The following is a 15,397-nucleotide window of genomic DNA, read 5'->3' as shown; positions in this document are numbered from 1 at the left end:
TCGCCGGGATGATCGAACGCATTGCAACCCAAGGAGTCATGCCATGGCAACCCGTTCCGCCAAGGACGCGTGCGACCTTCTCGATACCGACCACAAGAACGTCATGAAGATGTTCAAGGAGTACGAGGAGCTCACGAACTCCCGCGCCCGCAGCGCCGGCCAGAAGAAGATGGACCTGGCTCGGCAGATCTGCAGCGAGCTCACGGTGCACACGCAGATCGAGGAGGAGATTTTCTACCCGGCCGTGCGCGCGGCGATCAAGGACACCGACCTGCTGGACGAAGCGGCCGTGGAGCACCAGAGCGCCAGGGAGCTGATCGCACAGCTCGAGGCCGCCGGCGAAGCCGACGAGATGTACGACGCCAAGGTGAAGGTGCTGGGCGAATACGTCAACCACCACATCAAGGAAGAACGCGGCGAGATCTTCCCGAAGGCACGCGCCGCCCGCAAGCTCGACCTGATGGCCCTGCGCGAGGAGCTCGAGACGCGCAAGGAGGAACTGATCGCCGAAATGGAAGCGACCGCCTAGGCATGACAATGCAGGGGTGCTCCAGCTCCTGCGCACCTTCTCCTGGCAGGCGTTGCGCCACCAGCCGTGGCGCAACGCCGCGGCCGTGCTCGCGGTCACGCTGGGCGTGGCGCTGGCGTTCTCCGTTCACCTGATCAACCAGTCGGCGCTTTCCGAGTTCTCGAGCGCCGTGCGCGCCACGGGCGGCCAGCCCGACCTGGAGCTGCGCGGCGTCGCCGGCCGCCTGGACGAAGACCTCTTCGGCCGGATCGCCACGCACGCGCAGGTCGAGGTCGCGAGCCCGCTGCTCGAACTGTCGACCTTCGCGGTCACGCCCGATGGCGAACGCAAGCCGCTGCGCATCGTCGGGCTCGATCCGCTGGTCGCCGCCTCGCTCACGCCCGCGCTGATGCCGGTGCCGGGTGAGCCGGCCGACCGGTTCGCGCTGTTCGCGCCCGGCCGCGTGTTCCTCAACCCCGCGGCGCGGCAGCTTCTCGCGCAGGCGACCCTCCTGCGATTGCAGAGCGGGCTGCAGCTCGTGGAAGCGCGCGTGGCCGGCACGGTGAGCGCGGGCGGGCCGCCGCTGGCGGTGATGGACATCGGCGCGGCGCAGGACCTGTTCGGGCGCGCCGGCGAGCTGACGCGCATCGACGTGCGGCTCGCCCCCGGTGTCGATCGGCAGGCGTGGGTGAAGTCGCTGCAACTCCCCGCCGATGTCGTTGTGTCCGAGCCGGGGGACGCCGCGCAGCGGGTGGGCAATCTCTCGCGCGCGTACCGCGTCAACCTCACCGTGCTCGCGCTGGTGGCCCTCTTCACCGGGTCGTTCCTGGTCTATTCGGTGCTGGCACTGAGCGTCGCGCGCCGGGCCCAGCAGTTCGCCTTGCTGGGGGTGCTGGGGCTCACGGCGCGCGAGCGACGCACGCTGGTGATCGCCGAGGCGCTCGTGCTGGGCATCGTCGGCAGCGCCCTCGGTATCGCGCTCGGTGCGGCCTTGGCCGATGTCGGCCTGCGCGTGCTCGGCGGCGACCTGGGCGGCGGCTACTTCCCGGGCGTCGCACCACAGCTGCAATGGAGCACGGCGGCCGCGCTGCTGTACGCGGCACTGGGCTGCGTCGCGGCGGCCGCAGGCGGGTGGCTGCCGGCACGCACCGCCGAAGAACTGCCGCTTGCCCAGACGCTGAAAGGACTCGGCACGGCACCGGCGCATGCACGGCGGCGCGCCTTCAGCCTGGTCCTGCTGGTGGCAGGCGCCTTGTGCGCGTTGCTGCCGCCGATCGTCGGCATTCCGCTGGGCGCGTACCTCTCGGTGGCGCTGCTGCTGATCGGCGGGATCGGCGCGTTGCCCGGGGCCGTGGCACTGGTCTATGACCGGCTGGCCCCGCGGGTGCGGACCCAGCCCCTGCCCCTGCTCGCCATCGAGCGGGCACGGCGCGTGCGCGAAACGGCCGCGGTCGCGGTGAGCGGCGTCGTCGCATCGCTGAGCCTTGCCGTCGCGTTGACGGTGATGGTCGCGAGCTTCCGCGATTCGGTGGCCCGCTGGCTCGACGTCGTGCTGCCGGCGGACCTGTACGTGCGCACCTCCGTGTCGTCGTCCACCGCCGAGAGCGCCTGGTTCTCGCCGGAGTTCGTGCAGGCCGTCGGACGCATCGAAGGCGTGCGACGCGTCACGGCCCAGCGCATGCGCGCCCTGCTGCTCGACCCCGCGCTGCCGGCCGTGACGCTGCTCGCGCGTGACATGGACGATCCGGCGCAGTCCTTGCCGATGGTCGCGGGCCCGGCGGCGGCGCCCGCCGGTGCCATCCCGATCTACGTGAGCGAAGCGATGGTGGACCTGTACGGCGCGCGTGTGGGCACGGCCTTCGTGCCGCTCGCCTCCGCTTTCGGCGGCCGGCAGCCGTTCTTCGTTGCCGGCGTCTGGCGCGATTACGTGCGGCAAAGCGGCGCGATCGCCATGCGGCGCGCGGACTTCGAGCGGATCACCGGCGACCAGCGCGCCAACGACCTGCAGCTGTGGCTGGCCACGGATGCCGATGCCACGCGCGTGCAGGAGGCGATCCGCGAACTCGCGCGACGCGAGGGCGCTGCGGGCGACGCGCTCGACTTCGCATCGGCGCGCGAGCTGCGCAATGCGTCGCTGCGCATCTTCGACCGCAGCTTCGCGGTGACCTACTGGCTGCAGGCCGTCGCGATCGGCATCGGCCTTTTCGGCGTGGCGGCGAGCTTCAGCGCCCAGGTGCTCGCGCGGCGCAAGGAATTCGGCTTGCTCGCCCACCTCGGGCTCACGCGCCGGCAGGTGCTGCGCGTGGTGGCGGGCGAAGGCGCGGCGTGGACTGTGATCGGCTCTTTCGCAGGTCTGGTGCTGGGGCTGGCAGTGGCCGTGGTGCTGGTGCACGTCGTCAATCCGCAGAGCTTCCACTGGACCATGGACCTGCTCGTGCCTTGGGAACGCCTGGTGATCCTGTGTGTCGCGGTGGTCCTCGCGGGAACGCTCACGGCGCGGCTGGCGGGCGGTGCGGCGGCGGGACGCGATGCCGTGCTGGCGGTGAAGGAAGACTGGTGATTGCACGCCGCGCGCTGCTGCGGTCGATTCCTGCGCTGGCACTGGCCTCGCGTGCGCAGGCCTTGTCGCCTGCCCACATCGCCTTCCCGCGCGACCATGGGGCGCATCCGCCGTTTCGCACCGAGTGGTGGTACATGACCGGCCGCCTCGCCTCGGGCGGGCGCGAGTTCGGGTTCCAGGTGACCTTCTTCCGCAGCCGCCTGGACTTGACCCAGGGCATGCGATCGCGCTTCGCCGCGAAGCAGCTTCTCTTCGCGCACGCCGCGATCACCGACGTCGAGGGCAGGAAGCTGTGGCACGACCAGCGCATCGCGCGCGAAGGCTTCGAAGTCGCCGCGGCCGCCGAGGACGATATGCGCTTGCGACTGCGCGACTGGTCATTCGTCCGATCGCCGCAAGGCCGTTACGACGCGAGCGTCACCGCGGGCGACTTCCGCTTCGAGCTGCAATGCGCGCCCACGGAGGACTTGCTGCTGCAAGGCGACCACGGACTCTCGCGCAAGGGGCCCCGCCCGGAGCAGGCGAGCTACTACTACAGCCATCCGCAACTGGCGGTGACAGGCTCGATCGCCCTGCAGGGCCGGCGCTTCGATGTCACGGGACGCGCGTGGCTCGATCACGAGTGGAGCGAGGAGCTGCTCGATCCTTCGGCCGTGGGCTGGGACTGGATCGGCATGAACCTGGAGGACGGCAGCGCGCTCACGGCCTTCCGCCTGCGCCAGCCCGACGGGTCCACGCTGTGGGACGGCGGCTCGTTTCGGCCACGCGGCGGCAATCCCTACGTGTTTTCGCGCGGCGAGGTGCTTTTCAACGCGCGGCGTCGCTGGACCAGCCCGCTGTCGCGGGCGAGCTACCCGGTCGAATGGGTCGTCCGCACGCCCGCGGACTTCTACACGGTGAAGGCCGTGATCGACAACCAGGAGCTCGACAGTCGCGTGTCCACCGGCGCGATCTACTGGGAGGGGCTCGCGCACCTCGCGGACAGCAAGGGGCGGCCGGTCGGCGCCGGCTACCTCGAGATGACGGGCTACGCGTCCCGCTTGCGCATCTGATGCGCGTCGCGTAGTGCGTCCTCAATACATGAGTTACGCGCCGCCACAGTCGGCGACGCGGCCGATGCGTTATTTTTGTCTTCGATGAAACCCAAGACGCCCGCCCCCGCCATCACGCCGCAAGCACTGGCCGTCACGGCCGGGCGCAGGACGCGCCGCGTGCAGAAGAAACTGCACGAGGCCGAAGCCGAGATCCATTCGGCCAACGAGATGCTCACGCGCATCCACCAGAAGGAAGCCGACCAGGCCGCCCAGCGCAGTGCGGCGGCGGAGCGCAAGGTGCACGAGGCGGTGGAGGAGCTCGAGGTGGTCAAGGAGATGCTCGAACACTCCGACGGGAAGACCCCGGAAGCGCCGCCTGCGGCGGGCAAGACGGGCCACGGGGTCAAGAGCCTGCTCGAGCACATGAAGCCCAAGCAGTGAGCCTTTAGTGGGCTCCTGCGGCGGCGTCCTTGCCGGCCCCGCCCCTTTGCGGGTGACTGAGCCACACCAGCGGGATCAGCAGGATGAATGCCAGGGCCGAGGCGTAGAAGATGTCGTCGGCCGCCATGGTGAAGGCCTGCTGGTTCACGAGGTTGTTGATCGTCCCGAGCACCTGGTCGGGCGAGAAGCCCGAAGCGCCGAGGCCGCTCATTGCCGACTGCGTGGCGGCGCTGCCGTTGTTCACGGCTTCGGCCAGGTGCGCGTGGTGCATCGTCGCGCGGTTCTCCCACAGCGTCGTCGCGATCGAGGTGCCGAATGCACCCGCGGTGATTCGCGCGAAGTTCGTCAGGCCCGACGCGGCGGGGATCTTCTCGGGCGGCAGTCCCGACAGCGTGATCGTGATCAGCGGGATGAAGAAGAACGCCATCGCGACACCCTGGATGATCGTCGGGACCATGATCGTCCAGAAATCGGCCTGCGTCGAAAACCGCGAACGCATCCACAGCACCAGGCCGAACACGATGAACGCGAAGGTCACGTACTTGCGCGGGTCGACCTTCGCGACCGTGTTGCCCACGACGGGCGAGAGAAGGATCGCCATCAGCCCCACCGGCGCCATGATCATGCCGGCGTCGGTCGCCGTGTAGCCCATGAATTGCTGCAGCCACAGCGGCAGCAGCACCACGTTGCCGAAGAACAGGCCGTAGCCGATCGCGGTGGACACGGTGCCCGTCCAGAAATTGCGCCGCGCGAACAGGCGCAGTTCCACGACCGGGTGTTCGTCCGTGAGCTCCCACGCGAGGAAGAAGGCGAAGCCGACGGCGGCGACGATCGCGAGCGTCACGATCAGCGGCGAGGCGAACCAGTCCTTCTCCTTGCCCAGGTCCAGCATGATCTGCATCGCCGCGATCCACGTGACCAGCAGCGCCAGGCCCACCTTGTCGATCGGCACCTTGCGCGTCGCGCTCTCGCGCTTGCGGTACAGGCCCCAGGACACGGTGGCCGCGAGGATGCCCACCGGGATGTTGATGTAGAAGATCCACGGCCAGCTGATGTTGTCGGTGATCCAGCCGCCCAGCAGGGGCCCCATCACCGGCGCGACCAGCGTCGTGATCGCCCACATCGCCATCGCCAGGCCCGCCTTTTCGCGCGGATAGCTCGACAGCAGCAGGGATTGCGACAGCGGGATCATCGGGCCGGCGACGAAGCCCTGCAGCACGCGGAACGCGATCAGCATCGTCATGTTCGGCGCCAGGCCGCACAGCCACGACGCGATCACGAACAGGACCACGCTGGAGACGAACAGCCTCACCTGGCCGAAGCGCTGCGACAGCCAGCCGGTGAGCGGCACGGCGATGGCGTTGGCGACGGCGAAGCTGGTGATGACCCAGGTGCCCTGGTTCGGGCTCACGCCCAGGTCGCCGGCGATGGCCGGCAGCGACACGTTGGCGATCGACGTGTCGAGCACGTTCATGAAGGTCGCGGCGGACAGGGCGATGGTGCCCCAGACGCGCGCGGAGCCTTCCAGCGGCGGCAGCGGTTGCTGCGCAGGCGTCGGGCCGGCCATCTCAGTTGGCGGTGGAAGCGCCGTTGGCCTTGGCGATGGCGGGGACCACCGGCAGCGCGGTGCCCTTCGGCGACTTCGCGACGTTGCTCGGGGTGCCGCGGCCGATGTTGGCGGCGATCACGCGCTGCACCTCGGCGTCCGCCCCTTTGTCGAGCACGTTGAACACCGTGGTCTGCGCGACCGGCGCCGCACGCGGGGCCTCGGCCAGGGCCTTGCCGTCCTGCTTACTCACGTCCACTTCGGCGTCCATCGACAGGCCCACGCGCAGCGGGTTCTGCGAGATCTCCTTCGGATCGAGCGCGACGCGCACGGGCACGCGCTGCACGACCTTGATCCAGTTGCCCGTCGCGTTCTGCGCGGGCAGCAGCGCGAAGGCCGAGCCGGTACCGGCACCCAGGCCCGCGACGCTGCCGTGGTATTCGATCTTCTTGCCGTACACGTCGGCCGTCAGGGTCACCGGCTGGCCGATGCGGATCTTGCGCAGCTGGCCCTCCTTGAAGTTGGCATCGACCCACACCTGCTGCAGCGGGATGATGGACATCAGCGGCGCGCCAGGCGCCACGCGCTGGCCCACCTGCACCGTACGCTTGGCGACATAGCCTTCGACCGGCGCGGGCAGCGCGGCACGTTGCGAGGCGAGCCAGGCTTCACGCACCTTGGCGGCGGCGGCCAGCACGCTCGGGTGCTGCTCGACGCTGGTGCCTTCGGTCTGGGCCTGGTTGCTCGCGAGCTGCTCGCGCGCGGCGACCACGCCGGCTTCGGCCGCGGCCAGCGCGCTCTTGGCGTTCTGCAGCGCCGTCTGTGCGTGATTCAGTTCTTCCTTCGACACGGCGCCATTGCCCACCAGCGAGTTGCGGCGGTTCAGGTCGTCGTTGGCACGCTCGACGTCCGAGCGCGCCTTCACCACGTCCGCTTCGCGCAGGTTCACCTGCGCGGCGAGCGAGCCGTTGTTGGCGTAGAGCGTGCGCACCTGGCGCACGGTCTGCGCGAGATTGGCTTCGGCCTGGTCGAGCGCGACCTTCGCATCGGCGGGGTCGAGCTGCACCAGCGGCTGGCCGGCCTTCACGTAGTCAGTGTCGTCGGCGTACACCGAGACCACGGTGCCGCCGATCTGCGGCGTGATCTGCACCACGTTGCCTTGCACATACGCGTTGTCGGTCGATTCGTAGTGGCTCGCGACCAGCCACTCGTAGCCGCCCCAGCCGAGGCCGGCGACGATGACGACGGCGGCAATTGCGGTCAGGGCCTTCTTGCGGCGCTGGTTGCCCGATTGCATGGGCGCGGCGGCGGGCTGCTGGGAATTGGTGTTCTCGTTGCTCATGTTCGTTTCCTTCGATTACTTGGCGGCGACGGCCTGGTCGTTGCGAAAGCCGCCCCCCAGTGCACGGATCAGGACGACTTGCGTGTCGAGCGCGCGCGCGGCGAGGTCCACCCCGAGGCGGCGCTGGTTGAGGACGGCCGTCTCGGCGGACAGCACGTTGAGGTAGGTGCCCAGGCCGGCCTTGTAGCGCTGCGTGGCGATCTCGTAGGCCGCTTCGGCGGCGGCCTGCGCTTCGCGCTGGTCGGCCTGCTGGCGCGCGATCGACTGCAGCGACGTCACCTGGTCGGCCGTCTCGCGGATTGCTTCCAGCACCGCGGCGTTGTAGCTTTCGATGGCGGCGTCGAGGTCGGCGTTCTTGCCGCGCAGGTTGGCGCGCAGCTTGCCGCCTTCGAGGATCGGCAGGTGGATCGCCGGGCCGATGCCCCATTGCTGGCTGCCGGTGTGCAGCAGGTTGGCGAAGCCGATACTGGAGAGGCCGGCGAACGCGATCAGGTTGACGTTCGGGTAGAACTGCGCCTTCGCGTTCCTGACGTCATAGCCGGCCGCCTCGACACGCAGGCGCGCGGCGACGATGTCGGGCCGCTGGCCGAGGATGTCGGCGGGCAGCTGCGAGGGCAGCGTGACGGCCTTGACTTGCGCCGCCGACGGTGCGGCGTCGATCGCCTGGTTGCCCTGCCCGGTGAGTGCCGCCAGCGCATGGCGGGCGATCTCGGCCTGCTCGTTGAGCGCTTCGACCTGCTGGCGGGCCTCGGGCAGGGAGCCTTCGCTTTGCTTCAGCTCGAGATTCGTGTCCAGGCCGGCATGCACGCGGTCCTGCACCAGCTTGAGGGATTCTTCGCGCTGCGCCAGCGTGCGCCTGGCCACCTCCAGCTGGTCGTCGATGCGGGCGAGCTGGAAATAGGCCCGCGCGACATTGGTGGAAAGCAGCACGCGCGCGGCTTCCGCGTCGACTTGCGCGGCCTGCGCGCTCGTCAGCGCCGCGTCCAGCGCCGCCTGGTTCTTGCCGAAGAAATCGATCTCCCAGCTGCCGTTCAGCTGCAGCGTGTTGAGGGTGCGGGTCGAGCCCCCGATCGGCGGCGGGTAGATGTTGTTCGCGCTGAACTTCTGGCGCTGCGAATCGAACTCGGCACCCACCTGCGGCAGCAGCGGGGAACGCGCGCCTTCGCTGGCGGCCTGGGCCTTGGCCAGGCGCGCCTGCGCGAGTTTCAGGTTGGGGTTGCCCTGCAGCGCCTGCGCGACGAGGGCGTTGAGCTTCTCGTCACCGAAATCGCGCCACCACTCGGGCGCGGGCACGAAGGCCGGTGCGGACCGGGCCAGGCCCACCGATTCGCCGGTGCGCATCGTCGCGTGCGATTCGATGCCCTTCATGTCGGCACAGCCGGCAAGCGCGACGGCGGCGGCCAGCGCGCCCATCTTCATCTTCTTCATCATGGCCTGGATTTCCCTTCTTCGCGTTCTTTTTGCAGTTCGAGGGCAGTGTCGAGGACGCGGCGCAGCATTCCTTTCAGGAGGAGCCATTCGTCCTTCGTAAAGCCGCGCAGGTGCGCGTTCTGCACGCGGCACAACACGGCGGGGATCTGCTTGGCGGTCGCGCGGCCCTCGTCAGTGAGCTCGAGGTTGACGACGCGCCGGTCTTCGCTGGAGCGCACGCGCCTGAGCAGGCCTTTCGCCTCCAGCCGGTCGAGCGTGCGCGTCATGGCGCCGACGTCGTGCTGGCACTCGCGCGCGACTTCGGCGACCGTGGTGGCATGGCCGAGGTACAGCTTGAGCAGCGGCACCCATTGAGCGGATGTCAGGCCCGTCGGCTCGAGCTCCTGGTCGACCGCCTCGGCCACCGTGGCCATGATGCGCTTCATCAGGTAGCCCATGCTCTCTTCCGGAGTCCAGGTCTCGGGGCGATAGAAGTCTGCCGGGGCCGCCGGGCGGGCTTTGGGTGAAATTGCTGCCATGGCAACGATATTAGTTGCCTAGGCAGATATTGTCAAGGCTTCCTTTGCCCCGGCAATTGAAGACTCAGTCCAGGCGCTTCAGTACGGCGAGCCCGCCACCCTTGAAGTCCTCCGCCGTCAGGCTCGGCTTGAGGGACTGGCACTCGCCCGGCGCGTAGAAGACCGGCGGCTGCCCGAACCGGTCGTACACGCGCTGGTGGCAGCCCTCGCCGGTCACGACGACATAGATCGGCTTGTGCTTCAGGTCTTCGTCGCTCAAGGACAGGCCCGCCGTGAACGGGATCCGCCAGCTGTGGCTGAACTCGTTGCGCCAGTCCGCCTGCGTGCCGAGGAAAGCGCCGTAGCTGCTCCAGCGCGCGAAGCGATAACGCATCAGGCCCAGCCGCTTGAGCTTGTCGCCGTCGGCGACATAGGCGGCAACGCCGAAGAGCTGCGGGTCCCGCGCCTTCGAGCTGATGGTCAGGCGTGCGACGAGCAGCTTTTTGTCCTTTTCCGCATCGAGGAAGCGCCAGCCGTCGCCCCAGGAATCGAAGTACCAGCGCTTCACCACGGCCAGCGACGCGATCGACAGGACGGTGCTGTCGCGGGAGATCGAGGGCGTGATGGGCAGCGCCTTGAAGCCGAGCGCGGCGATGCGCTTCTCGGCTTCCTCCAGCGCACGCCGCTGCGCCAGGAACGCTTCGAGGCGCTTGCGCATCTCCATCGTCTCGGCGGCGATCGGGAATGTATCCGCGAGCTGCTTGAACGCGGCGGCCGCCTTCTCTTCATTGCCCGTGCGGATGGCGTTGTCCACTTCGGCGGCCAAGGTGCTGGGCGACAGGCGCAGCTGCGCGTTCTCCTCGCGCAGGCGCGCCACTTCGGCGCGCAAGGACGCCAGCTCGGGATCGGGCGCGAAGACTTCGTTACGTAGCGACGACGGCTTGCAGCCGGCCAGCGCGAGCAGCGCCAGCATCGCGGCCACGGTCGCACGAAACGTTGGGCACAGCATCGGCGTGTCCTCCCAGACAGCGGATCGATTATTCCTCCGCGCCTGCGCAGGCGGGGCTCGCTACACTGGCCCGAAATGGCTACGCTCGTCCTCCCCGCCGCGCCCACCAGAGCGTCTCCCCGCGCGTTGTCGGGACTGCTTCCCTTCCTGCGCCCCTACCGCGGGCGCATCCTGCTCGCCGTCCTCTTCCTCGTGCTCGCCGCGGCCGCGACGCTGCTCTTTCCCGTCGCGCTGCGCAGCCTGATCGACGGCGGCATTTCCGCCGCCGACAAGGGCGGGCGCGTCGTCGCCCTGCGCGAGCATTTCCTCGAACTGTTCGGGGTTGCCGTAGCACTTGGCCTGTTTTCCGCCGCGCGCTTCTACATCGTCAGCTGGCTGGGCGAGCGCGTCACGGCCGACCTGCGCAATGCCGTCTACGCGCACGTGCTGGAACAGAGCCCCGAGTTCTTCGAGACGACGCAAACGGGCGAAGTGCTCTCGCGCCTGACCACCGACACCACGCTCGTGCAGACGGTCGTCGGCTCGCAACTGAGCCTGGGCCTGCGCAACACCGTCATGGGCATCGGCGCGCTCGGGATGCTGGTGTGGACCAATCCCTATGTGATGACGCAGGTGCTGCTCATCATCGTGCTCGTCGTGCTGCCGGCCATGTGGTTCGGCCGGCGCGTGCGCAAGCTCTCGCGCGCCAGCCAGGACCGCGTCGCCGATTCGAGCGCGATCGCGGCGGAAGTGCTGAACGCGGTGCCGGTGGTGCAAAGCTACACGGCGCAGCAGCGCGAGGCCAGGCGCTTCGACCATGCGACGGAGACCGCATTCGTCACTGGCATCCGGCGCACCAGGGCACGCGCCTTCATGGTCGCCTTCATCATCATCGCGACGGCGGCCCTGCTGCTATGGGGCCTGTACCAGGGCACGCAGGCGGTGATCGCAGGCCGCATCACGGCCGGGCAGCTGGGCGAGACCGTGGTGTACGTGATCATCCTCGCGGGCGCGGTCGGCGTGCTCGGCGAGGTGTACGGCGACTTGTTGCGCGCCGCGGGGGCGACCGAGCGCCTGATGGAACTGCTCGATGCGCGCTCGCCGGTCGCCTCGCCCGCGAACCCCTCGCGCTTCGACGCACCGCAGGGCGGCAGCACGCTCGGCTTCGAAGACGTGACCTTCCACTATCCTTCCCGACCGCAGACCGCGGCGCTCGCGCACTTCAATTTGCGCGTCGATGCGGGCGAAACCGTGGCGCTGGTCGGCCCGAGCGGTGCCGGCAAGAGCACGGTGTTCCAGCTGCTACTGCGCTTCTACGACCCCCAGGCCGGCCGCATCGTCATCGATGCCGCCGCGACCCGCGACGTCGCGCTGCAGGACCTGCGCGCGCGCATGGCGATCGTGCCGCAGGAGCCGGTGATCTTCTCGGCCAGCGCCTTCGAGAACATCCGCTACGGCAACCCGCAGGCCGGCAACGACGAAGTGATCGCCGCCGCGAAGGCGGCTTTCGCGCACGACTTCCTCACGGCCCTGCCGGAGGGTTACGACACGTTCCTCGGCGAGCGCGGGGTGCGCCTCTCGGGCGGCCAGCGCCAGCGCATCGCCATCGCCAGGGCGATCCTCAAGAATCCGCCGCTCTTGCTCCTGGACGAAGCCACGAGTGCGCTCGACGCGGAGAGCGAGCGCATGGTGCAGGCGGCGCTGGATTCCGCCATGCGGGGCCGCACGACGCTGGTCATCGCACATCGGCTGGCGACCGTGCAAAAAGCGGATCGCATCGTCGTGCTGGACCACGGGCGGGTCGTGGAGCAAGGCACGCACGAGCAGCTGATTGCCGCGGGCGGCGTGTACGCGCGCCTGGCGGCGCTGCAGTTCCTGGATTGACCTGGCGGGTCGCACGAGCGCGCCCTCGCGCCATGGGGCATCGGCCTGTCCTCATCCAAAAATCGGCCAGTCCGGATACCCCATGCCGCGACGATGCATCGCCGGTGTTCGACGAGGGTTGACCGACCACGGCGCGTCACTCGCGTCAGGCGGTGCCCGGCTGGCCGATTTTTAGATGAGGACTGACGGGCACCGCCTGATGCGAGCCCCGTGAACCGAAATCGATCCCGTTACTGGATCGGCCCCTTGAGGGCCTTGGGAATCGGCAGCGGCAGCACGCCGATCCCCTCCTCCAGCAGCGCTTCGGTCTCTTCGGCCGAAGCCTGCCCGCGGATGTTGCGCTCTTCCGATTCGCCGTAATGGATGCGGCGGGCTTCCTCCGCGAAGCGCTCGCCGACGTCCTCGGTGTTCGCGAGGACATGGCGAACCATCCTGAGCCATTGCGCCTGCAGCGCCGGGTCGCCGGCCGTCATCACGTCGCGCTTGGGCTGCGCCGGCGCGGGCTGGGGCTCGGACGCGCCGAGGTTCAGGCGCGGCGCGCTGGGCAGCTTGGCAACCTGCGTATCGCCGCAGATCGGGCATTCGACCAGGCCGCGCGCGAGCTGCCCCTGGAAATCATCCTCGGAGCCGAACCAGCCTTCGAAACCATGCTGGTGCGTGCACTGGAGGTTCAGGACCTTCATGGGCGCGTCGCCGGGCCGCCCCAAGACGCGCCAGCCCCCTCGGGGGGCAGCGGATATACGGAGTGAGGAGCGTGGGGGCTCATGACCCCGATTATCTCTTCCAGTCCAGATGCCAGCTGCCGTTGAGGACATTCTGCAGCCAGAATGCGCCGATCAAGGTCTTGGAATCGGTGATCGTGCCGTCGCGGCAGCCGTCGATCACTTCCTGCGGCGTGGCGGTGAAGACCTCGAGGAACTCCTCGTCGTCGAGCTTGGCCTGGGTGAGTTCCAGGCCGCGGCAGAACCAGATGTCGATGAACTCGGTGGAGTACGAGATCACGGGGTGCAGCTGGCCGGCGCGCGCCCACTCGCGGGCGGTGTAACCCGTTTCTTCCAGCAGCTCGCGCTTGGCGCAGGCCAGCACGTCCTCGGGACCGTCGAGCTTGCCGGCGGGGAACTCGATCATCACCCGGCCCATCGGGTAGCGGTACTGCCGCTCCATCACGAGCCGGCCGTCCTCCAGCATCGGGATCATCATCACCGCGCCCGGATGCACGATGTACTCGCGCGTGGCCGATCCGCCATCGGGCAGGCGCACCGTGTCGCGGAAGGCGTGCAGGAAATTGCCCCTCAGGATTTCCTCGCTGCCGGTCTTTTCTTCGATGAGGTGGCGGTCTTTCGTCATGGTCAGCGCGAGTTCTTGCGCACGAGATAGCGCCAGATGAACCCGGGGAACGCGAACGTCAGGAAAAGCGCGCCGGTCACGGCGTAGAACTCCCAGCCCTGCGAGGCCACCTGCCCGGCGCGCCTTTCCAGCAGCACGCCCACCAAGCCTACCGCGAAATACAGCACGACAAGTTCGGCGAGGCGCAGCCCGATGGATTTCGGGGCGCGCAGCGGGAGGACGGCGAACAGCCGCTCGTTGACGAAAGGCAGGTTCGCCGCGACGAGCGCGGCGACGATCACGAACCAGATGGAAGCCGTCTGCGACATGCGGGCCCGAGCCCGTTCAGGTCGCCAGCGTCTTGATGATCGCCTGCGCGCACAGCGTCATCAGCCCGCCGGGCAGGATGCCCAGGATGAGCACGAGCGCGCCGTTGAGCGTCAGCACCACGCGCACATCGGTCGGCGCCGACACCGTCGTCGCGGTGATCGGCTCGTCGAAGTACATCACCTTCACCACGCGCAGGTAGTAGAAGGAGCCGATCAGCGACATGATGACCGCGTACACCGCCAGGCCGATGTAGAACGCCTGGCCGGACGCGACCAGCGCCTGCAGGACCGACAGCTTCGCGTAGAAGCCGACCAGCGGCGGCACGCCGGCGAGCGAGAACATGCAGATCGCCATCACGCCGGCGTAGAGCGGGCTGCGCTGGTTCAGGCCGGCCAGGTCGGAGATCTCCTCGCTCTCGAAGCCTTCGCGGGCAAGCAGCAGGATGATGCCGAAGCTGGCGAGGGTCGTGAGCACGTAGGTCACGATGTAGAACATCGCCGAGCTGTACGCGTTGGCGGCCGGACGCGTATCGCCCAGCACCACGCCGCACAGCAGGCCGAGCACGACGAAGCCCATCTGGCCGATCGTCGAATAGGCCAGCATGCGCTTCAGGTTGGTCTGCGCGATGGCGGCGAGGTTGCCGATGGCCAGCGACGCGATCGCGAGGATCATCAGCATCTGCTGCCAGTCCTTCGCGATCGGCAGCAGCCCCTCGACCAGCAGGCGGATGGCGATGCCGAAGGCGGCGAGTTCGGGCGCGCTGCCGATCATCACGGTGATGGCCGTCGGCGCGCCTTGATACACGTCCGGGATCCACATGTGGAACGGCGCGGCGCCCAGCTTGAACGCGAGGCCGGCGACGATGAACACCAGGCCGAACACCAGCACCTGATGCTTCACCTGGCCCGAGCCCACGATCTTGAAGACGGTGCCGATGTCCAGCGACCCGGTGGCGCCATAGAGCATCGACAGGCCGTAGAGCAGGAAGCCGCTGGCCATCGCGCCGAGCACGAAGTACTTCATCGCCGCTTCGGTCGCGACCCCGTTGTCGCGGCGCAGGGCGACCAGCGCGTAGCTGCTGAGCGTCAGCAGTTCCAGGCCCAGGTAGATCACGAGGAAGTTGCTGCCCGAGACCATGACGAACATGCCCAGCAGCGCGAACATCGCGAGCGTGAACAGCTCGCCGCCGCCCATCATCCCCCGGTCCGCCGCGTACGGCCGGCCGTACACCAGGCAGACCATCATCGCGAGCGACGAGAAGCACTTGAGCCAGTTGCTCATCGGGTCGCTGACGACCATGTTGCCGAAGGCGTAGAACGTCGACGCTTCGGCGGCGCGGACGCCCGTCCACAGGGCCAGGGCCGCCAGCGTGAGCATGGTCAGCACGTACGTGAGCTGGCGCAGTCGATGCGTGACCCCCAGGTCCACCAGCGCGATGACACTCGCCATCACGAGCAGCAGGATCTCGGGCGCGACGACGGTGAGGCTTTGCGTTTCCATCATTGTTCTT

At 68.6% G+C, this 15,397-nt stretch carries 14 protein-coding genes; 5 read left to right on the top strand and 9 right to left on the bottom strand.

The window, feature by feature from the left end; all coding sequences use genetic code 11:
* Positions 1-43: 43 nt before the first annotated feature.
* The 4 genes from AC3EF3_RS06435 (at position 44) to AC3EF3_RS06420 (ending at position 4,543) form a co-directional block, all read left to right on the top strand.
* Positions 44-529, top strand: a complete 486-nt coding sequence (locus AC3EF3_RS06435; RefSeq protein WP_488531329.1) for a hemerythrin domain-containing protein — start codon at positions 44-46, stop codon at positions 527-529.
* A 16-nt stretch (positions 530-545) separates the two neighbouring features.
* Complete coding sequence (locus AC3EF3_RS06430; RefSeq protein ID WP_488531328.1) at positions 546-3,068, top strand: FtsX-like permease family protein; 2,523 nt, start codon at positions 546-548, stop codon at positions 3,066-3,068.
* The gene (locus tag AC3EF3_RS06425) at positions 3,065-4,120 is read left to right on the top strand and encodes a lipocalin-like domain-containing protein (protein ID WP_488531327.1); all 1,056 of its coding nucleotides are present in this window, start codon (positions 3,065-3,067) and stop codon (positions 4,118-4,120) included. Before AC3EF3_RS06430 ends, AC3EF3_RS06425 begins: the two co-directional genes overlap by 4 nt.
* An 84-nt stretch (positions 4,121-4,204) precedes the next feature.
* Positions 4,205-4,543: a hypothetical protein gene (locus AC3EF3_RS06420; RefSeq protein ID WP_488531326.1), complete on the top strand. Its 339-nt coding sequence runs from the start codon at positions 4,205-4,207 to the stop codon at positions 4,541-4,543.
* A 4-nt stretch (positions 4,544-4,547) separates the two neighbouring features.
* Here the strand turns inward: AC3EF3_RS06420 and AC3EF3_RS06415 are convergent, their stop codons facing one another.
* The 5 genes from AC3EF3_RS06415 to AC3EF3_RS06395 all read right to left on the bottom strand — a co-directional run bounded on the left by AC3EF3_RS06415 (position 4,548) and on the right by AC3EF3_RS06395 (position 10,368).
* Positions 4,548-6,110, bottom strand: coding sequence for a DHA2 family efflux MFS transporter permease subunit (locus AC3EF3_RS06415; RefSeq protein ID WP_488531325.1), 1,563 nt, complete (start codon positions 6,108-6,110; stop codon positions 4,548-4,550).
* Between the two features lies 1 nt (position 6,111).
* A complete protein-coding gene (locus AC3EF3_RS06410) occupies positions 6,112-7,431 on the bottom strand; it encodes an EmrA/EmrK family multidrug efflux transporter periplasmic adaptor subunit (RefSeq protein WP_488531324.1) in 1,320 nt (439 codons plus the stop codon).
* Between the two features lie 15 nt (positions 7,432-7,446).
* Complete coding sequence (locus AC3EF3_RS06405) at positions 7,447-8,862, bottom strand: efflux transporter outer membrane subunit (RefSeq protein ID WP_488531323.1); 1,416 nt, start codon at positions 8,860-8,862, stop codon at positions 7,447-7,449.
* The gene (locus AC3EF3_RS06400; RefSeq protein ID WP_488531322.1) at positions 8,859-9,275 is read right to left on the bottom strand and encodes a MarR family winged helix-turn-helix transcriptional regulator; all 417 of its coding nucleotides are present in this window, start codon (positions 9,273-9,275) and stop codon (positions 8,859-8,861) included. The genes AC3EF3_RS06405 and AC3EF3_RS06400 overlap by 4 nt, the downstream gene beginning before the upstream one ends.
* 169 nt (positions 9,276-9,444) lie before the next feature.
* Positions 9,445-10,368 (bottom strand): ATP synthase subunit B family protein, encoded by a 924-nt coding sequence (locus AC3EF3_RS06395; protein ID WP_488531321.1) that lies wholly within the window; start codon positions 10,366-10,368, stop codon positions 9,445-9,447.
* Between the two features lie 75 nt (positions 10,369-10,443).
* Here AC3EF3_RS06395 and AC3EF3_RS06390 point away from each other — a divergent pair, with 75 nt between their 5' ends.
* Complete coding sequence (locus AC3EF3_RS06390) at positions 10,444-12,231, top strand: ABC transporter transmembrane domain-containing protein (RefSeq protein WP_488531320.1); 1,788 nt, start codon at positions 10,444-10,446, stop codon at positions 12,229-12,231.
* Positions 12,232-12,461: 230 nt separating this feature from the next.
* Here AC3EF3_RS06390 and AC3EF3_RS06385 read toward each other — a convergent pair whose 3' ends face one another.
* The 4 genes from AC3EF3_RS06385 to nuoN all read right to left on the bottom strand — a co-directional run bounded on the left by AC3EF3_RS06385 (position 12,462) and on the right by nuoN (position 15,390).
* Positions 12,462-12,914: a DUF1178 family protein gene (locus tag AC3EF3_RS06385; protein WP_488531319.1), complete on the bottom strand. Its 453-nt coding sequence runs from the start codon at positions 12,912-12,914 to the stop codon at positions 12,462-12,464.
* A 91-nt stretch (positions 12,915-13,005) separates the two neighbouring features.
* Positions 13,006-13,578, bottom strand: coding sequence for an NUDIX domain-containing protein (locus AC3EF3_RS06380; protein WP_488531318.1), 573 nt, complete (start codon positions 13,576-13,578; stop codon positions 13,006-13,008).
* 2 nt (positions 13,579-13,580) lie between these two features.
* Positions 13,581-13,886, bottom strand: coding sequence for a DUF2818 family protein (locus tag AC3EF3_RS06375; protein WP_488531317.1), 306 nt, complete (start codon positions 13,884-13,886; stop codon positions 13,581-13,583).
* A gap of 16 nt (positions 13,887-13,902) precedes the next feature.
* A complete protein-coding gene (gene nuoN, locus AC3EF3_RS06370) occupies positions 13,903-15,390 on the bottom strand; it encodes an NADH-quinone oxidoreductase subunit NuoN (RefSeq protein WP_488531316.1) in 1,488 nt (495 codons plus the stop codon).
* Positions 15,391-15,397 lie beyond the last annotated feature (7 nt).

The organism is Ramlibacter sp. GS1-15 (genome assembly GCF_057785015.1).
This window is presented reverse-complemented; position numbering and strand designations above follow the sequence as displayed.